Source organism: Pandoraea eparura (assembly GCF_902459725.1).
In the GTDB taxonomy this organism is placed as follows: domain Bacteria; phylum Pseudomonadota; class Gammaproteobacteria; order Burkholderiales; family Burkholderiaceae; genus Pandoraea; species Pandoraea eparura.
This window is the reverse complement of sequence record NZ_CABPSH010000009.1, coordinates 75,092-95,048: the sequence shown is the minus strand read 5'-3', so window position 1 is coordinate 95,048 and position 19,957 is coordinate 75,092. Positions and strand designations below refer to the sequence as shown.

The window sequence follows — 19,957 nt, the reverse complement described above, 5'->3', positions numbered from 1 at the left end:
TTCGGTGCGATGCGCGGGTTAGCGCGTCATGACTTGGGCCAGACGGCGTGAAAGTGATGCACGGGACCGACACCGTGGCCGATGTCGAGGGTGTCGCTGGCGGCAAGCGCACCGTTGAGGTACGACTTTGCGTCGCGCACGGTGTCCGACCAGTCATGGCGGCGCGGTCGCAACGCGGCCAGCGCGGCGGAGAGCGTGCAGCCGGTGCCGTGAGTGTTGTGCACGGCGATGCGCGGGGCGGTGAAGCGCTCGACCCCTGCCGCGCTCACGAGCCAGTCCGGGCTGAGATCGCTGGCCAGGTGGCCACCTTTTACCAACACATTGCGCGCACCCAGCGCGCGTAACGCTTGCGCTTGTTGCTCCATCTCGTGTTCGTCGGTCGCCGGCTCGACGCCGAGCAAGGCCGCGGCTTCCGGCAGGTTGGGGGTGATCAGGTCTGCCAGAGGCAGCAGCTCATCGCGCAGCGCGGCGACCGCGTCCGGTTGCAGCAACGCATGACCGCTCTTCGAGATCATCACGGTATCGAGCACGACGAAACGCGGCTTGTACTGCCGCAATCCAGCGGCGACGGCACGCACGACCTCGGCATTGGCCAGCATGCCGAGCTTGACGGCGTCGACGCTCAGGTCCTGGAAAACGGCATCCATCTGCGCCGTGACAAAGCTCGCCGGCGGCGTGTGGATGCCGGTAACGCCTTGCGTGTTCTGCGCGGTGAGGGCCGTGATCACGCTCGCACCGTAGGCGCCGAGCGCGGAAAACGTCTTCAGGTCGGCTTGGATACCTGCGCCGCCGCTGGAATCCGATCCGGCGATGGTGAGGGCAATGGGGACGGACGACTGACGCAATGCCATATCAATGCTTGATTTCGCCGATGAGCGCGACCGAATCGAATTCACGCTGATTGGCCTGGTGACGCTTCATGACGAGCCACATCGTGCCCGACACAAACACGCCGAAGAGAATGATGACGACCCCGACCGGCACGTTGCACCAGATCAGCAGTGCGTAGAGGCACAGCATGATGAGCACGGAGAGGTTTTCATTGAAGTTCTGCACGGCGATGGAATGGCCGGCCGAGAGCAGGACGTGGCCGCGATGCTGGAGCAGGGCGTTCATCGGCACCACGAAGAACCCCGCGAGCGCGCCGACGATGATGAGGAAGATGTACGCAATGATCAGGTACAGCGGCACGGCCCAATCGGTGCCCCACGGCAGCAAATCCTTCGAGAAGAAGGCCATCGCCATGACCGCGATGCCCATGGCGATGCCGACCGGCAGCACCGAGAGCGAACGCTTGAGCGGAATGCGCGAGGCGGCGGCGATGGCGCCGATGGCTACGCCCACGGCCGACACGGCCTGCAGGATGGCGCCCTCGGACAACGTCATGCCCAGCGCCTTTTCGGCCCAGCGCAGCACGATGAACTGCAGCGTCGCCCCCGCGCCCCAGAACAGCGTGGTGACGGCCAGCGAGATCTGACCCAGCTTGTCGCGCCACAGCGTGACGAAGCAGTCGGCGAAATCGGAGACGAGCCGGATCGGATTGTGTTGCTGACGCGCGTAACGCGCGCCCGTATCGGGGATACGCAGGTTGAACAGCGCGGCAATCACGTAGATGACCATGATGACCACCATCGAGGCCATCGCCGGCGTATTGATGACGTCGGGCGTGCGATGAAGCACCCATTCGGAGATATGCGGACTGATCAGGGCGCCGCCGAGCACGGTGCCAAGAATGATCGAACTGACGGTCAGCCCTTCGATCCAGCCGTTGGCCGCGACGAGTTTCTCGGCGGGCAGCAGTTCGGTCAGAATGCCGTACTTCGCGGGCGAGTAGGCTGCCGCACCGAAGCCGACTACACCATACGCGATCAGCGGGTGTGAGCCGAACAGCATCATCAGGCAGCCGGCGACCTTGATCGAGTTGCTGATGAACATGACCTTGCCCTTGGGCATCGAGTCGGCGAAGGCCCCGACGTAGGCGGCGAGAATGACGTACGAAAGCACGAAGAAGAGCTTGAGCAGCGGCGTCATCCACTGCGGGGAGTGCAGGTCTTTCAGGAGCGCGATTGCGGCGATGAGCAATGCATTGTCGGCCAGCGACGAAAAAAACTGCGCGGCCATGATGGTGTAAAAGCCTTTCTTCATCGGTACTTGAGTCGATCCCGTGCTGCGTAAAACTTGCGTGTCTCGGTTGTCGGTTTCCGCAGTGGCCGCAACGGGCGCCCCTTCGGAAAGAAACCGGGCTTAAACATCGGGGTATCGGCGCGCTTCGGCCGCTCAACTGTCGCTATTCGACCGTATATTCGGTCTTGGTGCTCCCCCGTGTCGGGCGCCCGGTCGCCCTCGGTCTGAGACCGATCTTGTTATCGGGAGAAAGATTTCGGCAAAACAAGTTGTGCGCACGGCTTTATAACACGAAAATATGCCGATGCGTTATGCCGCCAGCCCGTCCCGGCGCGCGTCTCCTTCGATTCCGTATTCGCTTATGCCTCGTCCAATCAAAGTCTCGATTCATACCGCAGCCCTTGCCCACAATCTCGATGTCGCCCGCCGCAGCGCGCCCAATGCCAAGGTATGGGCCGTCGTCAAGGCCAATGCCTACGGACATGGCATCGAGAACGCGTATCCCGGATTGCGCGACGCCGATGGCTTCGGCCTGCTCGACCTCGACGAGGCCGTGCGTGTGCGCGAACTCGGCTGGGCCGGCCCGATTCTACTGCTCGAAGGGTTCTTCAAGCCCGAAGACCTGGCCATCGTCGACAAGTATGGTCTGACGACCACCGTGCACAGCGACGAACAACTGCGCATGCTGGAGATGACGCGTCTGAGCAAACCGCTCAACGTGCAGCTCAAGATGAATTCGGGCATGAACCGTCTGGGCTTCGCGCCCGAGCGTTTTCGCGCTGCATGGGAACGGGCTCGCGCCATTCCCGGCGTCAGCCAGATCGTGTTGATGACACACTTTTCGGATGCCGACGGTCCGCGCGGGATCGCCTATCAGATGGAAGCGTTCGAGCGTGGCGCATGCGATGTGCCCGGCGAGCGCAGCCTTGCCAACTCGGCCGCCACGCTGTTCCATCCGGAAGCGCACGGCGCGTGGGTGCGCCCGGGCATCATGCTCTATGGCTCGTCGCCGAAGGGTGTCGACGTGCCGGCGGCGGCGCTCGATCTTCAACCGACCATGACGCTCGAAGCCGAGCTGATCGGCATTCAGGATGTCCCGGCAGGTGGCACGGTGGGCTACGGCAGCGCCTTCACCGCCGAGACACCGATGCGGGTGGGCACGGTCGCCTGCGGCTATGCCGACGGCTATCCGCGCGTCGCCCCCTCGGGCACGCCGGTGCTCGTTGACGGGGTGCGCACGCGCACGGTGGGCCGCGTGTCGATGGATATGTTGGCGGTCGATCTCACGCCGGTGCCGCAGGCACGTGTGGGCACGCCCGTGACGCTGTGGGGACGGGGCCTTTGCATCGACGAAGTCGCGGCGTCGGCCGGCACGCTCGGCTACGAGCTGATGTGCGCCGTGGCGCGCCGCGTGCCGGTGCACGCGAACTGAGCGTCACGACGGGATCGCCACGCATGGCCAAAGCCAAGACTGTCTATATTTGTACCGAATGCGGCGGGCAGACGCCCAAGTGGGCGGGGCAATGCCCGCACTGCAACGGCTGGAATTCGCTCGTCGAATCGGTGGCGGAAGCGTCGACCGGTCATCGCTATCAATCGCTCGCCAAGAGTACGCCGGTGCGCAAGCTGGCGCAGATCGAGGCGGCCGATGTGCCGCGCTTTTCCAGCGGCGTGAGCGAATTCGACCGCGTGCTGGGCGGCGGTCTGGTCGCGGGTGGCGTGGTGCTCATCGGCGGGGATCCCGGGATCGGCAAGTCGACGCTGCTGCTCCAGTCGCTCGCGCATCTGGCGCGCGAGCGGCGCGCGCTGTATGTCAGCGGCGAAGAGTCGGGCGCGCAGATTGCCTTGCGCGCGCAGCGCCTGGGCCTTGGTGCTTCGGGCGAGGGGGGCGGCGAACTGGATCTGCTGGCGGAAATTCAGCTTGAGAAGATCCTGGGTGCCATCGAGTCGGAGAAGCCCGACGTTGTCGTGATTGACTCGATCCAGACGATCTACTCCGAAGCGCTCAGTTCGGCCCCGGGCTCGGTGGCGCAGGTGCGCGAATGCGCGGCGCAACTCACCCGCAGTGCGAAGCAAAGCGGCGTGACCGTGATCATGGTCGGTCACGTGACCAAGGAAGGCAGTCTGGCGGGGCCGCGCGTGCTCGAACACATCGTCGACACGGTGCTGTATTTCGAGGGCGATACGCACTCGTCGTACCGGCTGGTGCGGGCGTTCAAGAATCGTTTCGGCGCCGTCAACGAGTTGGGTGTGTTCGCGATGACGGAGAAGGGGCTGCGCGGCGTGGCGAATCCGTCGGCACTGTTCCTCTCGCAACACGAGCAAAGCGTGCCGGGCTCCTGCGTGCTCGTCACGCAGGAGGGCACACGGCCGTTGCTCGTCGAGGTGCAGGCGCTGGTCGATACGGCGCAGGTGCCCAATCCGCGGCGGCTGGCGGTGGGGCTGGAGCAGAACCGGCTGGCGATGTTGCTCGCGGTGATGCACCGTCATGCGGGCATCGCCTGTTTCGATCAGGACGTGTTCCTGAACGCCGTCGGCGGTGTGAAGATCTCGGAGCCGGCGGCCGATCTGGCGGTGTTGCTGGCGATCCATTCGTCCCTGCGCAACAAGCCGCTGCCGCGCGGCATCGTGGCGTTCGGCGAGGTTGGGCTGGCGGGCGAAATCCGGCCGAGCCCGCGAGGTCAGGATCGCCTCAAGGAAGCCGCGAAGCTCGGCTTTTCGATAGCGATCATCCCGAAGGCGAATGCACCGAAGCATCCCATTGACGGCCTCGAAGTGCACGCCGTCGATCGCCTGGAGCACGCGATTTCTGCGGTGGCAGGGTTGTAGTGCCTCGCGCTCGGGGCCACTGACCCGCCGCCTCATCTCTGTCAGACGATCTGTTCGAGCGCTTCCTGCGCGTCGAGCCACTCGGCTTCGATGTCCGAGAGTTTGGTCGTGATGTCCACCTGCTGCTTGAGACTGTCGGTCAGCAAGGCCTTTTTCGCGTCTTCGTAGGTACTGCTGTCGGCGAGGATCGCGTCGAGGCGCGCCTTCTCGTCCGAGAGCTTCGCCATCGACTGTTCCAGCTTCTCGATCTTGCGTTGCAGCGGTTTGCGAAGCTGCGACAGCCGCTGACGCTCCTGCGCCTCGGCACGCTTCTGATCCTTGCGATTGACGCCGTCGCCGCCATCGATCCCTTCAGCGCTACCGCCCCCCGCGCTGCTGGCGTCGCGCGCCGCGGCGCGTTGGTCGGCCGCATGTTGCAGCAACCAGTCGCGGTAGTCGTCGAGATCGCCGTCGAACGGCGTCACTTCGCCGCCGGCCACCAGCAGGAACTGGTCTGTGGTCGCACGCAGCAGATGTCGATCGTGTGAGACGAGAATCAACGTACCGTCGAATTGCGCGAGGGCCATCGTGAGCGCGTGGCGCGTTTCGAGGTCCAGGTGGTTGGTCGGTTCGTCGAGCAGCAGCAGGTTCGGCTTGCGCCAGATGATGAGCGCCAGCGCCAGACGCGCCTTCTCGCCACCGGAGAACGGGGCGATCGACGATGTGGCCATGTCGCCGCGGAAGTTGAAGCCCCCCAGGAAATCCCGCAGCTCCTGCTCGCGCGTATCCGGCGCGAGACGCTGCAAGTGCTGCAACGGCGAATCGTCGTGGCGCAGCGTTTCAACCTGGTGCTGCGCGAAGTAGCCAATCTGCAGGCCCTTGCCGGTCTTCACCGGGCCGGTGAGCGTCGCAAGCGTGCCGGCAAGCGTTTTGATCAGCGTCGATTTGCCCTGGCCGTTTGCGCCGAGCAGGCCGATGCGTTGCTCGTTCTGCACCGACATCGTGACGTGCGGCAGGATTACCTTCTCGCTGCCGTCCTCGAGCGGGTAGCCGCAGCGTACGCCTTCGAGCACGAGCATCGGGTTCGGCGCGCTGTCAGCGGGACGGAATTCGAACGTGAACGGCGACGCAATGTGCGCGGGCGCGATGCGCTCCATCTTTTCGAGCGCCTTCATGCGGCTTTGCGCCTGACGCGCCTTCGTCGCCTTGGCCTTGAAGCGCGTGATGAACGACTCCAGGTGCGCAATCGTCTTCTGCTGCTTCTCGAAAGCGCTTTGCTGCAGCGTCAGTTGCTGGCCGCGCAGGATTTCGAACTGGCTGTAGTTGCCGCCGTAACGCTTGATCTGCTGGTTCTCGATGTGCAGTGTGACGTTGCAGACCTCGTCGAGAAACTCGCGGTCGTGCGAAATCACGATGAGCGTGCCCGGATAACGCTTTAGCCAGTCTTCGAGCCAGACGATGGCGTCCAGATCCAGGTGGTTGGTCGGTTCGTCGAGCAGCAGCAGGTCGGACGGGCACATGAGCGCCTGCGCCAGGTTCAGACGCATGCGCCATCCGCCCGAGAATCTGGCGACGGGCAACTGCGTTTGCGCCAGTGTAAAGCCGAGGCCAAGCAGCAGCGCTTCGCCACGCGCCGGGGCGGTATAGCCGTCGGCATCGGCAAACGCCGCGTGGGCGTCGGCCTGGGCATGGCCGTCGTGCGCGTTCTCGGCGGCCGCGATGTTCGCTTCGATCTCGCGTAGCCGCGTGTCGCCGTCGAGCACGTAGTCGAGCGCACTCCGCTCGACCGCCGGCGTCTCCTGCATCACGTGCGCGACACGCCAGCGGCTGGGCACGAAGACATCGCCACCATCGGCGTGCAACTGCCCGCGCAACAGCGCGAACAGGGTGGACTTGCCGGCGCCGTTGGCGCCGACGAGGCCGACGCGCTCGCCCGGATTGAGCGTGACGGAGGTGTCCTCGAAGAGCGGCTTGGTGCCGCGCGCGAGGGTAAGGTGTTCGAATCGGATCACGAAAAAGGCCGTGGGGAAAAGCAGGTCGGAGCGTCCTGGGTCTGCGCGGTACGCAGGCGTCGCCGATCCGATCCGGATCGAACGCGCACTGCCGGCGAACTCGCGCGCAGAGGACGGCAAAACCGGTATTTTACCGGTCCGCGCAGGCGAATGCGATGTGCGCCGTCGGCGGGCTACAGAATTGGGGCGAAAAGCCGCGCCACGCGCATCACAATCTGGCGCCATTTCGGAATCGTCCGAAAGTCGTCCTTGTTCAGCAGGGTGGCATGCGCGAAGTCGTGCGTGAGCATGAGCGCGACGTCATCCGCGAAGGCGCGGTCGACGCTCAGCAGCATGATCTCGAAATTGAGGCGGAACGACCGGTTGTCGAGGTTGGCGCTGCCGACGGCGGCCGCGCTGTCGTCAATCAGGACGACCTTCTGGTGAACGAAGCCGTGTTGATACCGATAGACGTTGATGCCGCTGCGCGCGGCCTCGAAGGCATACGACGTGGTGGCTTCGAACACCACGCGGTGATCGGCCCGGTCGGGGATCAGGATGCGCACGTCCACGCCGCGCAGCACGGCCAGGCGCAACGCGGAGAACACCGCTTCGTCGGGCACGAAATAGGGCGTGGTGAGCCAGACCCGTTGTTGCGCGGCGTTGATGGCGGTGACGAAGAAGAGCGACGACGTTTCGAGTCGGTCAGCCGGGCCGCTGGGCACCACCTGGCAGTGCATGTCCTCGCCGGAGGCGACCGGCTGAAGGTTGAGTTCCGGTACGGTGCCCGTACTCCAGTGCCAGTCTTCGGCGAAGGCGCGTTGAATGCCGACCACTGCCGGACCGCGCACGGCGATGTGCGTATCGCGCCAGGGCGCGAGTGGCGGCTTCTCGCCGAGATACTCGACGCCGACGTTGTGGCCGCCGATGAACGCCTCGTTGCCATCGATCACGACGATCTTGCGGTGATTTCGAAAGTTGAGCTGGAAGCGATTGACGAAGATGCCGCGCCTGGCGGCCGCGAACTCGTGCACGAGAACGCCGCCTTGGCGCAGCGTCTCGCAAAAGTGGCGCGGCAGGTCGTGGCTGCCGATCCGGTCGTACAGGAAGTAGACCTTCACGCCCGTGGCGGCGCGTGCGAGCAAGCGCGCGGCAAGGGCGCGTCCGAGGGTGTCGTCCTTGACGATGAAGAACTGAATGACGATGTAGTCGCGCGCGCGGTCGATGGCGGCGAAGATGGCGTCGAACGTGGCGTGGCCGTTCACCAGCAGACGCACGCGATTGCCGGCGACGAATGGCATGCCCGTCATCGCGGTGAGCGCGGCAAACTCCGGGTGAGCCTCCACGGCGACGGGCGGCTCGCCGTGCCATTGTGTGTCGCCGATGCGCGACTGTAACGCCTGATTACGGGCCCGACGGGCTTCGACATAGCCGATGAACTTCGACCGGCCAAGGAACAGGTAGGGGATCAGCGTGAGGTAGGGCATCGTGACGAGCGACACCGCCCACGCCACCGCGCCCTGCGAGGTCCGCACCGTCAGCACGGCATGGATCGCAGCGATCGCCCCCAGTGCATGGATACAGGCGACGGCAAAGCCGACGTCGAGCCAATTGAGCACCATGACGGACAATCTTCCTCCATGCCGAGAGTCGCGCGGACCCGGGAACCCGAGTGTAACCGGGCTGCATGACCTTGGGCGAGGGCTCGCTGCAACGGGCGAGCCCCGAGGGGATTATGGCAGGTCGGCGGCCTGCACCAGGAACACCATGTCGTCGCCGGCACTGGTGGCCAGCCACGTGATCGGCAGGTCGGGGAACGCCGCTTCGACAAAATGACGTTCGTTGCCGATTTCCACCACAAGGACGCCGTGGTCCGTCAGGTGCTCGCGTGCGCCGGCAATGATACGCCGTACCACGTCCATCCCGTCGTTGCCCCCCGCCAGGGCAATCCGGGGCTCGTGGCGATACTCGGCCGGCAGCACCTGCATCGAGCCTTCGTTCACATATGGCGGATTGGTCAGGATGACGTCATAGCGCTTGCCCGTGGGCAGCGGCGCGTACAGATCGCCCAGGTGCAGCGCGATACGGTCGTCGAGGCTGTAGTCGGCCACGTTGATCTTCGCCACGGCGAGCGCGTCGGGCGAAATGTCGACGGCATCGATCTGTGCGGCCGGGAAGGTCTCGGCGGCCAGGATCGCCAGGCAGCCCGAGCCGGTGCACAGTTCGAGGACGTCGGACACGTCGTCGGCGTGATCGACCCACGGTTGCAAGGCATCTTCCAGCAACTCGCCGATGAACGAGCGCGGCACGATGACGCGCTCGTCCACGTAGAACCGGCGGCCGTGCATCCACGCTTCATTCGTGATGTAAGACGCCGGCACGCGCTCGCCCGCGCGACGGTTGACGACCGACAGCACGCGCTCGATTTCGTCGGGCAGCAAACGGGCGTCGAGAAACGGATCGAGCGTATCGATGGGCAGGTGCAGCGTATGCAGCAGCAGGTATGCAGCCTCGTCGTACGCCGTGGCGGTGCCATGCCCGAAGGCCAGCTCGGCCTCGGTAAAGCGCGAGACGGCGTAGCGCAGCAAGTCGCGCAGCGTCTGGAAGGGATGGGGTGCGTGTGTCGTCATGGGGATTGCCGCGTGCGCCTCAGGCCACCAGGCGCGTCAACACGCCCCGATAGATGTTCTTGAGCGGCTCGATGTCGGCCACTGCAATGTGTTCGTCGATCTTGTGGATGCTCGCATTGCACGGGCCGAATTCGATGACCTGCGGGCAGATGCGCGCGATGAACCGGCCGTCGGACGTGCCGCCCGTGGTCGAGAGTTCGGTCTCGAGCCCCGTCTCCTCGCGGATGGCGCTCGAGAGCGCGGCCGACAGGTCGCCGCGCGGCGTGAGGAACGGCTGGCCGCTGATCGACCAGTCGAGCGTATAGGTCAGGCCGTGACGGTCGAGCAACGCGTGCACCTGTTGCTGGAGGCCGTCGGACGTGCTGGCCGTCGAAAAACGGAAGTTGAACATCACCGTCAGTTCGCCGGGAATGACGTTGGTCGCGCCGGTACCCGCGTGAATGTTCGAGATCTGCCACGTGGTGGGCGGGAAATAGTCGTTGCCGTTGTCCCAGACGGTCTGCGTCAGCTCGGCCAGCGCCGGGGCGAACAGATGCGTCGGGTTCCGGGCGAGGTGCGGATAGGCGATGTGGCCTTGCACGCCCTTGATGACGAGCTTGCCCGACATCGACCCGCGACGGCCATTCTTGACCATGTCGCCCAGCCGCTGGCTCGAGGTCGGCTCACCGACGACGCAGTAATCCAGTCGCTCGCCGCGTGCGGCGAGCGCTTCGACGACCTTCACGGTACCGTCGGTGGCGGGGCCTTCTTCGTCGCTGGTCAGCAGGAAGCCGAGGGTGCCGGCGTGATCCGGATGTTGCGCGACGAACTCCTCCGAGGCGACCACGAACGCGGCGAGCGACGTCTTCATGTCGGCGGCGCCACGGCCATAGAGCATGCCGTCACGATGCGTCGGGGCAAACGGATCCGAATGCCATTGCTCCAGCGGACCGGTCGGTACCACGTCGGTGTGGCCCGCGAAGACGAGCAGCTTGCCGTCGGTGCCCCGCGTGCCGCGCTTGAGCGCCCAGAGGTTGGTCACGCCGTTCGACGCGATGGTCTCGCACACGAAGCCGATGGCTTCGAGGCGGCGCGCCAGAATGGCCTGGCAATCGCGGTCTTCGGGCGTCACCGAATGACGGGCGATCAGTTGCTCGGTAAGCGCCAGCGTGGCGCCTTGGGAGAAGGTCATGAAATCAGAATCGTGAGGCGTAACTGTCGGGCGTGAAGCCCACGGAAACCTGGCCGTTGGCCACCAGCACCGGGCGCTTGATGAGCGACGGGTTTTCGATCATCAGCGTGCGGGCCACCGACGCGTCGGCGGCCGCCGCCTGTTGTTCCGGCGAGAGTTTGCGCCAGGTCGTGCCCTTGCGGTTGAGCAGCGTGGCGAGCGGTACCTGAGCGAGCCAGACGCCGAGCAGCGCGTCGTTCACGCCGGCCTTCTTGAAGTCGTGAAAGTCGTACGCCACGCCGTGCTCGTCGAGCCACGTGCGCGCCTTCTTCACGGTGTCGCAGTTGGGAATGCCGTACAGCACTGCCGTCATCGCCGGAACTCCTGGTGTCGCCATTGCAAAAATGCGCCGAGGCGTCGCCGCAACAAGCGTGGCGACGCCTCGGGGGCTGCGTTGTCTTACTCGCCGCGCAGCAGGTCGTTGATCGCGGTCTTGGCGCGCGTTTGCGCATCGACCTTCTTCACGATGACGGCGCAGTAAAGGCTGTACTTGCCGTCCTTCGAGGGCAGGTTGCCCGGCACGACGACCGAGCCGGCCGGCACGCGGCCATAGTGCACTTCACCGGTTTCGCGGTCGTAGATCTTGGTCGACTGGCCCAGGTACACGCCCATCGAGATCACCGAGTTCTCTTCGACGATCACGCCTTCCACGACTTCCGAGCGGGCGCCGACGAAGCAGTTGTCTTCGATGATGACCGGGTTGGCCTGCAGCGGTTCGAGCACGCCGCCGATGCCGACGCCGCCCGAGAGGTGAACATTCTTGCCGATCTGGGCGCACGAACCGACCGTGGCCCACGTGTCGACCATCGTGCCTTCGTCAACGTAGGCGCCGATGTTCGTGTACGACGGCATCAGCACCACGTTCTTGCCGATGAACGAGCCACGACGCGCCACGGCCGGCGGCACGACGCGGAAGCCGCCACGCGCGAAATCGTCGGCGGTGTAGTTCGCGAACTTGCTCGGCACCTTGTCGTAGAACTGGCTGAAGCCGCCCGCGGGCATCACGGCATTGTCTTCGAGGCGGAACGACAGCAGCACGGCCTTCTTGATCCATTGGTTCACGATCCATTGGCCGTCTTGCTTCTGGGCCACGCGCAGGGCACCCTGGTCCAGTTCGGCGATGACGTGGGCGACGGCCTCACGCACCTCGGCAGGTGCCGACTTGGCCGAGATCTCGGCACGGTTGTCCCAGGCTTGGTCGATGATGGTTTGCAGTTGTTGCGACATGGCGAGAATCGGTTGCAGTGAGAATTAAAGGGATTGGCAGAACTGCACGATGCGCTGGGCGCCTTCGGTGCATTCGTCCACATCGGCCACGAGGGCGATGCGCACATAGTTCTCGCCCGGGTTGGTGCCGTGCGCCGCGCGGCCCAGGTACGCCCCGGGCAGTACGGCCACATTGTATTGCGCCAGCAACTGGCGCGTGAATTCCGTGTCGGACAGGCCGGTTTTCGCGTCGACCCGGGCCCACAGGTAGAAGCCCGCGTCCGGCAGACGCACGTCGAGCACGTCGGCCAGCATCGGCGTGACGGTCTGGAACTTCTTCAGGTACTTGCTGCGGTTCAGTCGCACGTGGGCTTCGTCGTTCCACGCGGCGACGCTCGCCGCCTGCACGGCCGGGCTCATGGCGCAGCCGTGGTAGGTGCGGTACAGCAGAAATTTCTTGAGGACGGCGGCGTCGCCCGCCACGAAGCCCGAGCGCATACCCGGCACGTTCGAGCGCTTCGACAGGCTGGAGAATACGACCAGACGGTCGAAGCCCCGGCCCAGTCGATGGGCAGCCGCGAGGGCGCCCAGCGGGGCGTGCTCTTCGTCGAAGTAGATCTCGGAATAGCATTCATCGGACGCAATCACGAAGCCATATTCGTCGCAGAGATCGAACAGACGCTTCCAGTCGGCCAGGCTCAGCACGGCGCCGGTCGGGTTGCCCGGCGAGCAGAGATAGACGAGTTGGACGTCGCGCCAGACATCGGCCGGCACGGCGTCGTAGTCTGGGGCGAAATTACGCGCGGGGTCGCTGTCGACGTAATAGGGCGTCGCCCCGGCGAGCAGCGTGGCGCCTTCGTAGATCTGGTAGAACGGGTTCGGACACACCACGCGTGCGCCGGGTTTGCTGCCGTCGACGACCGCCTGTGCGAATGAAAAGAGTGCCTCGCGCGAACCCGTGACCGGCAGGACTTCCGTGGCCGGGTTCACGTTGGGCAGTGCGTACCGGCGCTCCAGCCACTCGGCGATCGCCGCGCGCAGCGGTTCGCCGCCCGCGGTGGCCGGATAGTTCGAGAGGCCGCCCAGCCCTTCGATCAGGGCCTCCTTGATGAACTGCGGCGTCGGGTGCTTGGGCTCCCCGATGCCGAAGCTGACGGCCTTGTACGCGCTGGCGGGCGTGATGTCCGCCACCAACGACTTCAGGCGTTCAAAGGGGTAGGGCTGGAGCTTGTCGAGTAATGGGTTCACGAGAATTCAAACAGACTCAGGACTAGGGTTCGCGCCGCCATGCAGGGCAACGTTCGAGACAATTCGGGGCCGTGCCGCCCGGCCGGGTGTTGCGCCGAGCCGACGCGCCGCGCACGACAACCGCTTTCCGGGGCCGCGCTTGCGGGCATAGCCCCACAGGTCGGCGAGCATCGTTCGTCACAACCCGCGAAGGACGGTTCCCGAACGCGCTAAAGAATGGCAAGATCGGCAAAGCGAAAATTATACCGTCATGGCGCGTACAAAGCGCGACCGCCGCGTAATTCAGCCTATTCCGAGGCGCCGATGGGGCAAGCCCGCGGAATATCCCTCTGTTTTCAGGAGTCAATCGTATGACCGCAGCCGGCAACGGCACGCGCGACCCGGCGTCGATGTCGGGCGCTTCGTTGCGTGCCCGGGCGGCGCCCGCCTTGGCCATTCTCATCGGGTCGTCGGTGTGGGGGCTGGCCTGGTTTCCCTATCGTTGCCTCGCCCAGTGGAGGGTGGCAGCTGTTCCTGCGCAGATGGCTACCGCAGGCGTTGCGCTGTTGCTGCTCACGCTCGTGTACCGCCGCTCGCTGGCCACGCTGCGATGGTCGTGGCTGCTCGCGGGTGTGGCGTTCGCCGGCGGCGCGACCAACGTCGCCTTCGTCTGGGGCACGACGCACGGCCATGTGATGCGCGTACTGCTGCTGTTCTACCTGACCCCGGTCTGGACGGCGTTGTTTGCGCATTGGTTGCTTGGCGAGCGAGTCGGGCTGCGCGGTGTGGGGCTGATCGCGCTGGCGCTTGGCGGGGCGGGGCTGATGCTCTGGTCGCCCACGCTGGGCTGGCCGGTGCCGAACAACCCTGGCGAGTGGGCGGGCGCCATCGCTGGGGCGGCCTTTGCGCTCAATAACGTGCTCCTGCGGCGCGTCAGTCAGGCGTTGCCTGACGTGCGTGCCGAAATGCGCAGTTGGACGCTGTATCTCGGCTGCGTGGTCGGCGGGTTGCTGGTGTTGCCGTTCGATGGCGGGGCCGACACGGCGCGCGCTGCCGTCTCTGCGCTCACCTCGGGCGCGGCAGCCGTGAGCGTGGCGGCCGTTGCGCTCGCCCTGGGGTGCACGATTGCGCTGACCAACGTCGTGGTGCAGTTCGGCCTGGCTCGGGTGCCGGCCAACCAGGCGGCGCTCATCATGCTCTTCGAGATCGTGGTGGCGGCGATATCGTCGTGGTGGCTGGCCAGCGAAGCGCTCGGCGCGCGCGATATCGCCGGTGGACTGTGCATTGTCGCGGCTGGCGTGCTGTCCGGTATTTTGCCGGATTCCGGGCGTTGTAAATCCGCGACGGCGGAGGATGCGATGGTATGATGCGAACCGATGTTATGTCGATGTCAGCGGCCGGTGCGCGGCAGTTCGCGCAAGGCCCGACAGGACCAGCTAAACGCGTCTGCGTCTTTCCCACCATTCCATGACCGATAAAGCGAACCTGCCGTGCGTCTGACCTCCATCAAACTCGCTGGCTTCAAGTCATTCGTCGATCCGACGAACTTTGCGGTGCCCGGCCAACTGGTCGGGATCGTCGGCCCGAACGGGTGCGGCAAATCCAACATCATCGACGCCGTGCGCTGGGTGCTCGGCGAATCGCGCGCCTCGGAGCTGCGCGGCGAATCGATGCAGGACGTGATTTTCAACGGGTCGACGGCCCGCAAGCAGGCAAGCCGCGCCAGCGTCGAACTCGTGTTCGACAACAGCGCCGGGCGTGCCGCCGGGCAGTGGAGCCAATACGCCGAAATCGCCGTCAAGCGCGTGCTCACGCGCGATGGCACCTCCAGCTACTACATCAACAACCTGCCGGCCCGCCGCCGCGACATTCAGGACATCTTCCTCGGGACCGGTCTCGGGCCGCGCGCCTACGCCATCATCGGGCAGGGGATGATCTCGCGCATCATCGAGGCCAAGCCCGAAGAGCTGCGCGTGTTCCTCGAAGAAGCCGCGGGCGTCTCCAAGTACAAGGAGCGGCGTCGCGAGACCGAGAACCGTCTGCAGGACACCCGTGAAAACCTCACGCGCGTCGAAGACATCCTGCGCGAACTCGGCACCAATCTCGAGAAGCTGGAATCGCAGGCCGTGGTGGCCAATCGATTCAAGGACTTGCATCGCGACGGCGAAGAAAAGCAGCAATTGCTGTGGCTGCTGCGCAAGAATGAAGCGCAGAACGAACAGGCGCGTCAGCAACGGGCGATCGAGTCGGCCCAGGTCGATCTCGACGCGCAGATGGCGCGACTGCGCGGCTCGGAATCGGATCTCGAAACGCTGCGCGCCGCCCACTACACGGCCACCGACGCCGTCCAGGCGGCGCAAAGCGCCATGTACGAGGCGAATTCGGAAGTCAGCCGGCTGGAAGCCGAGATCCGCTACGTCGTCGAGTCGCGCAATCGCGTGCAGGCGCAACTGGCGGCGCTCACCTCGCAGCGCGAGCAGTGGCAGGCCCGCTCTGCGCAGTCGGAAGAGGCCCTGGCGCTTGCCGAAGAAGAACTCATCATCGCCGAAGAGCGCGCGGCCACGGCACAGGATCAGGCGGCCGATCAGAACGACGCCCTGCCGGCGCTCGAAGCCGGCTGGCGCGATGCGCAGACCCTGCTCAACGAGCAGCGCAGCGAGATTTCGCAGGTCGAGCAGAGTCTGAAACTCGAAGCCGCGCATCAGCGCAATGCCGATCAGGCGTTGCAGCAGTTGCAGCAACGTCAGGAGCGGCTGCAAGGCGAGGCACGCGGGCTCGACAAGCCCGACGAAGCCGAACTGGAGATGCAGCGCGCCGATCTCGCCGAACATCAGGCGATGCTCGAAGACGCGCAAGCCGAACTCGCCGACGCCCAGGAGCGGCTGCCGCGACTGGAAGCCGAGCGTGCCGAGGCACAGGCGCGTGTGCAGGCCGAAGCGGCGTCCATCGCGCAGCTTGAAGCGCGTCTCGCAGCGCTCAAGCAACTCCAGGAGAGTGTGCAGACGGAAGGCAAGGTGCAGCCATGGCTAGACAAGCATGAGCTGGCGCAATTGCCGCGGCTGTGGAAGAAGTTGCATATCGAGCCGGGTTGGGAAAACGCGCTCGAATCGGTGTTGCGCGAGCGCCTTGCCGCCCTGGAGATCAGCAATCTCGACTGGGTGAAGGCGTTTGCGAGCGATGCACCGCCGGCCAAGCTGGCGTTCTATTCGCCGCCGCCAGCCGCGCGATCGCTCGACGCCCCGGCGTCGCTGCGCCCGCTGCTTTCGTTGCTACGCATCGACGATCCTGGCCTTCGCGCCGTGCTGCAGGAGTGGCTCGGTCACGTGTTCGTGGCCGACGATCTCGCGCAAGCGATGGTCGCCCGGGCGCAACTGCCGGAAGGCGCGTCGCTCGTTGTCAAGGCGGGGCATCAGGTCACGCGCGTGGGCGTGCAGCTATATGCCGCCGACTCAGAGCAGGCGGGCTTGCTCGCGCGCCAGCAGGAAATCGAGAACCTGGGCAAGCAACTGCGTGCGCAGGTGTTGCTCTCGGACGAAGCCAAGGCCGCCGCCGTGCGTGCTGAGGCTGGCTACAGCCAGGCTGCGCAGTCGCTGACGGAGGTGCGGGGCCGTGCCGAGCGCGCCACGCAACGCGTGCACGCGTTGCAGATGGATGTGCTCAAGCTCACGCAAGCGCATGAGCGCTTCAACGCCCGCAGCACCCAGATCGACGAAGAGTTGCGGGAAATTGCCGCGCAGATCGAGGAGCAACTGGCACTGCGTGCCGAGTCCGAGGCGAACTTCGAGCAGAGCGATGCCCGACTGGCCGAATTGCAGGCAACGTTCGAAGACGGACAGCTCGAATTCGAATCGCTCGACAGCCGGCTCTCGGACGCGCGCAACCGCGCACGTGAGCTGGAGCGCCTGGCGCAGGAGGCGACGTTCGGTCAAAAGGGGATTTCGAGCAAGATCGATGAGCACCGCCGCAGCATCCAGACGGCGCTCGAGCAGGCCGAACGTCTGGTGGTGTCGATCGAGCAGGCGCAGGCCGAACTTGCGCAGATCACCGAGCAGACCGTTGAAAACGGCTTGCAGGACGCGCTTGAACTCCGCTCGGAGAAGGAAGCGATTCTTGGTGCCGCACGCATCGAACTCGAGGCGCTCACGCAGAAGTTGCGCCAGAGCGACGAAGAGCGCCTTGCCGCGGAGCGCGGACTGCAACCGCTGCGCGACCGGATTACGGAATTGCAGTTGAAGGAACAGGCGGCACGCCTGAACGGCGAGCAGTTCGTCGAGCAACTGGCGGCCGCCGAAGTCGACGAGGAAGCCCTCGCCGTCAAGCTGACGCCCGACATGAAGCCGTCGTATCTGCAAGGCGAAGTCACGCGCATCAACAACGCGATCAACGCGTTGGGTCCGGTCAACATGGCCGCGCTCGAAGAGTTGGAGACGGCGCGCGAGCGCAAGGTCTTCCTCGACGCGCAGTCGGCCGACCTGAACGACGCCATCGACACCCTTGAAGGCGCGATTCGCAAGATCGACGAAGAGACGCGGGTACTGCTCCAGGGCACGTTCGACGAGGTGAACAAGCATTTCGGCGAGCTGTTCCCGATGCTGTTCGGCGGTGGACAGGCCAAGCTCATCATGACCGGCGACGAAATTCTTGACGCCGGCGTGCAGGTCATGGCGCAGCCGCCGGGCAAGAAGAACTCCACGATTCATCTGCTGTCTGGGGGAGAGAAGGCGCTCACGGCCATTGCGCTGGTGTTCGGCATGTTCCAGCTCAACCCGGCGCCGTTCTGTTTGCTCGACGAGGTGGATGCGCCGCTGGACGACGCCAACACCGAGCGCTACGCCAAGATGGTGGCGCGCATGTCGGACCGTACCCAATTCGTATTTATTTCGCACAACAAAATCGCGATGGAAATGGCCAATCAGCTCATCGGCGTCACCATGCAGGAACAAGGGGTGTCGCGGATCGTTGCGGTGGACATGGAGTCTGCGATCAATCTGGCCGAGATCGTCTGACCCCGCGCCCACGATGGAGAAGAGAGAGGAACGCCGCGCATGAATGAACTGCAGCTCAGCTTGATTGGCGCAGGGGTAGTGGTACTGCTGGGGGTCGTGGCCTATAACGCCTGGCAAGGCAGCAAGGCGCGAGCCCGAATACCGCGTCGCATGCCGGTCGACGGTGCCGGCATCGATGCGACCGCCGGCGTGCCGGATGCCGACGACGATCGTCCGTTCATCGAACCGACGCTTTCGCCGCCGCGGGTGCCGGCGCAGTCGGGCGAGCGCCGCGAGCCGACGCTGGGGCCGGCCGTGGCGGCGAGCACGTCGATGCAGGATGCATTCGCGATCAACGAGGATGCCTGGGACGCGCCGCCGGCGTCGCGCAAGCGCGCCGCGCAGGACAATGCGGCCCATGCCGCGCATGCCACCCGCGCTCCCCACGCGGACGAACCCGTCGCCGAGATGGCCGCGATGGCGACGACGGCCGACGGCATCGATCTGGACAAGCAAGCGCAGGCCCGTGACGCGCAGCAAGCCGCGGCCGCGAGCGCGGTCGCACGCCTCGATGCGGAACTGGCGTCCGATGACACGGTAGACGCGGCAGCGGCCGGTGCGGTCGCTACGGCGGCCGGGGCCCCCGATGCCCCCGATGCCCCCGATGCCGACATTGTCGAGTCCGTCGCGAACGCTCATGAAGGCACGGCGCATGCCGACGCGCCCGAAGCTTCGGCTGCCCCGGTGGTGCCGGTGGCGGCGCAGCCGGCGGTGCCGAGCGGTCCGCCCCCGGTCATTGACGAGCGCATCGACTGCGTGGTCTGCCTGCCGTTGGCGAACGTGATTGCAGCAGAGCGCTTGATGCCGCTGACGGTGCGCATGCGCCGCGCGGGCAGCAAGCCGGTCAACATCGAAGGTCGGGCCGACGAACATTCGCCGTGGGAGTTGATTCGCTCCGGCGGGCGCTACCACCAGTTGCGCATGGCCGTACAGTTGGCCAACCGCGCCGGCGCCCTCAATGAAGTCGAGTTCTCCGAGTTCTCGAATCTCGTGCAGACGCTCGCCGATGCGGTCGATGCCTTGCCCGAACTGCCGGACATGATGGAGACCGTCGCCCGCGGCCGTGAACTCGACAGCTTTGCGGCGCAATGCGACGCCCAACTGTCGGTCAACATCCTCTCGGACGGCGCGCCGTGGTCGGCCAACTACGTGCAGGCGGTCGCCACGCAAGACGGACTGCTGCTCTCGCGCGACGGCATGCGTTTCGTCAAGCTCGATACGCGCCAGAATCCGGTGTTCATGCTGCAGTTCGGCGACACCAACTTCCTGCGCGACGATCTGACGTACAAGGGCGGCGACCTGATCACGATGCTGCTCGATGTGCCGGTGGCCGACGAAGACCTGTTGCCGTTCCGTCTGATGTGTGATTACGCGCGCTCGATCGGGCAGCGCATTGGCGGCCGTGTGGTGGACGATCAGCGTCGGCCCCTCTCGGATGCTGCGCTGCAAAACGTCGACAAGCAGTTGCTCAAGCTCTACGAACGTCTGGAGGCGCGTGGTCTGCCGGCGGGCTCGCCGGTCACGCGCCGCCTGTTCAGCCAGTAAAGTCGAGGCGATCGTTCAGGCGATCGCCAAGACGATTTGCGGCAGACGACGAATCGTCGCATGCCGCGTTCGATGCACGCCGTTCACCGTCGGGTGAACGGCGTTTTTGTTCTGATCGATGTATCCGTGCTTTCGATCGCGCGCAGGGGGCGTGCGTCGAAGGCATAATGT

The 19,957-nt window shown here is 65.3% G+C and carries 14 protein-coding genes; 5 read left to right on the top strand and 9 right to left on the bottom strand.

Going from position 1 to position 19,957, the window contains the following annotated elements; genetic code table 11:
• Nucleotides 1-26 precede the first annotated feature (26 nt).
• Together thiD and lplT are read right to left on the bottom strand one after the other, a co-directional pair.
• Complete coding sequence (gene thiD / locus PEP31012_RS17195; protein ID WP_150590524.1) at nucleotides 27-851, bottom strand: bifunctional hydroxymethylpyrimidine kinase/phosphomethylpyrimidine kinase; 825 nt, start codon at nucleotides 849-851, stop codon at nucleotides 27-29.
• A 1-nt stretch (nucleotide 852) separates the two neighbouring features.
• Nucleotides 853-2,145, bottom strand: a complete 1,293-nt coding sequence (lplT, locus tag PEP31012_RS17190) for a lysophospholipid transporter LplT (RefSeq protein ID WP_150590523.1) — start codon at nucleotides 2,143-2,145, stop codon at nucleotides 853-855.
• A 340-nt stretch (nucleotides 2,146-2,485) separates the two neighbouring features.
• Here lplT and alr point away from each other — a divergent pair, with 340 nt between their 5' ends.
• Together alr and radA are read left to right on the top strand one after the other, a co-directional pair.
• Nucleotides 2,486-3,556: an alanine racemase gene (gene alr, locus PEP31012_RS17185; protein ID WP_150590522.1), complete on the top strand. Its 1,071-nt coding sequence runs from the start codon at nucleotides 2,486-2,488 to the stop codon at nucleotides 3,554-3,556.
• 23 nt (nucleotides 3,557-3,579) lie between these two features.
• Nucleotides 3,580-4,953 (top strand): DNA repair protein RadA, encoded by a 1,374-nt coding sequence (radA, locus tag PEP31012_RS17180; RefSeq protein WP_150590521.1) that lies wholly within the window; start codon nucleotides 3,580-3,582, stop codon nucleotides 4,951-4,953.
• A 41-nt stretch (nucleotides 4,954-4,994) separates the two neighbouring features.
• Here the strand turns inward: radA and PEP31012_RS17175 are convergent, their stop codons facing one another.
• The 7 genes from PEP31012_RS17175 to dapC all read right to left on the bottom strand — a co-directional run bounded on the left by PEP31012_RS17175 (nucleotide 4,995) and on the right by dapC (nucleotide 13,217).
• Nucleotides 4,995-6,944, bottom strand: coding sequence for an ATP-binding cassette domain-containing protein (locus PEP31012_RS17175; protein WP_150590520.1), 1,950 nt, complete (start codon nucleotides 6,942-6,944; stop codon nucleotides 4,995-4,997).
• Between the two features lie 173 nt (nucleotides 6,945-7,117).
• Complete coding sequence (gene cls, locus PEP31012_RS17170; RefSeq protein ID WP_150590519.1) at nucleotides 7,118-8,545, bottom strand: cardiolipin synthase; 1,428 nt, start codon at nucleotides 8,543-8,545, stop codon at nucleotides 7,118-7,120.
• A gap of 111 nt (nucleotides 8,546-8,656) precedes the next feature.
• Nucleotides 8,657-9,553, bottom strand: coding sequence for a 50S ribosomal protein L3 N(5)-glutamine methyltransferase (gene prmB / locus PEP31012_RS17165; protein WP_150590518.1), 897 nt, complete (start codon nucleotides 9,551-9,553; stop codon nucleotides 8,657-8,659).
• Nucleotides 9,554-9,572: 19 nt separating this feature from the next.
• Nucleotides 9,573-10,724, bottom strand: a complete 1,152-nt coding sequence (dapE, locus tag PEP31012_RS17160; RefSeq protein ID WP_150590517.1) for a succinyl-diaminopimelate desuccinylase — start codon at nucleotides 10,722-10,724, stop codon at nucleotides 9,573-9,575.
• A 4-nt stretch (nucleotides 10,725-10,728) separates the two neighbouring features.
• On the bottom strand, nucleotides 10,729-11,076 hold the full coding sequence (locus tag PEP31012_RS17155) for an ArsC family reductase (RefSeq protein WP_150590516.1): 348 nt from the start codon (nucleotides 11,074-11,076) through the stop codon (nucleotides 10,729-10,731).
• 86 nt (nucleotides 11,077-11,162) lie between these two features.
• Nucleotides 11,163-11,990: a 2,3,4,5-tetrahydropyridine-2,6-dicarboxylate N-succinyltransferase gene (gene dapD / locus PEP31012_RS17150; RefSeq protein ID WP_150590515.1), complete on the bottom strand. Its 828-nt coding sequence runs from the start codon at nucleotides 11,988-11,990 to the stop codon at nucleotides 11,163-11,165.
• Between the two features lie 24 nt (nucleotides 11,991-12,014).
• The gene (gene dapC / locus PEP31012_RS17145) at nucleotides 12,015-13,217 is read right to left on the bottom strand and encodes a succinyldiaminopimelate transaminase (RefSeq protein WP_150590514.1); all 1,203 of its coding nucleotides are present in this window, start codon (nucleotides 13,215-13,217) and stop codon (nucleotides 12,015-12,017) included.
• Between the two features lie 350 nt (nucleotides 13,218-13,567).
• Here dapC and PEP31012_RS17140 point away from each other — a divergent pair, with 350 nt between their 5' ends.
• From PEP31012_RS17140 to PEP31012_RS17130, 3 genes are all read left to right on the top strand, one after another.
• The gene (locus PEP31012_RS17140) at nucleotides 13,568-14,563 is read left to right on the top strand and encodes a DMT family transporter (protein ID WP_246171353.1); all 996 of its coding nucleotides are present in this window, start codon (nucleotides 13,568-13,570) and stop codon (nucleotides 14,561-14,563) included.
• Nucleotides 14,564-14,686: 123 nt separating this feature from the next.
• The gene (gene smc / locus PEP31012_RS17135; protein ID WP_150590513.1) at nucleotides 14,687-18,202 is read left to right on the top strand and encodes a chromosome segregation protein SMC; all 3,516 of its coding nucleotides are present in this window, start codon (nucleotides 14,687-14,689) and stop codon (nucleotides 18,200-18,202) included.
• A gap of 39 nt (nucleotides 18,203-18,241) precedes the next feature.
• Entirely contained in the window at nucleotides 18,242-19,786 is a 1,545-nt protein-coding gene (locus PEP31012_RS17130; RefSeq protein WP_246171352.1) for a cell division protein ZipA C-terminal FtsZ-binding domain-containing protein, read from the top strand.
• Nucleotides 19,787-19,957: the final 171 nt, after the last annotated feature.

Bases quoted from the DNA above. Each gene is read 5' to 3' on its own strand.
- thiD (WP_150590524.1), bottom strand. From the start codon at position 851: ATGGCATTGCGTCAGTCGTCCGTCCCCATTGCCCTCACCATCGCCGGA.
- lplT (WP_150590523.1), bottom strand. From the start codon at position 2,145: ATGAAGAAAGGCTTTTACACCATCATGGCCGCGCAGTTTTTTTCGTCG.
- alr (WP_150590522.1), top strand. From the start codon at position 2,486: ATGCCTCGTCCAATCAAAGTCTCGATTCATACCGCAGCCCTTGCCCAC.
- radA (WP_150590521.1), top strand. From the start codon at position 3,580: ATGGCCAAAGCCAAGACTGTCTATATTTGTACCGAATGCGGCGGGCAG.
- cls (WP_150590519.1), bottom strand. From the start codon at position 8,545: ATGGTGCTCAATTGGCTCGACGTCGGCTTTGCCGTCGCCTGTATCCAT.
- prmB (WP_150590518.1), bottom strand. From the start codon at position 9,553: ATGACGACACACGCACCCCATCCCTTCCAGACGCTGCGCGACTTGCTG.
- dapE (WP_150590517.1), bottom strand. From the start codon at position 10,724: ATGACCTTCTCCCAAGGCGCCACGCTGGCGCTTACCGAGCAACTGATC.
- PEP31012_RS17155 (WP_150590516.1), bottom strand. From the start codon at position 11,076: ATGACGGCAGTGCTGTACGGCATTCCCAACTGCGACACCGTGAAGAAG.
- dapD (WP_150590515.1), bottom strand. From the start codon at position 11,990: ATGTCGCAACAACTGCAAACCATCATCGACCAAGCCTGGGACAACCGT.
- PEP31012_RS17140 (WP_246171353.1), top strand. From the start codon at position 13,568: ATGACCGCAGCCGGCAACGGCACGCGCGACCCGGCGTCGATGTCGGGC.
- PEP31012_RS17130 (WP_246171352.1), top strand. From the start codon at position 18,242: ATGAATGAACTGCAGCTCAGCTTGATTGGCGCAGGGGTAGTGGTACTG.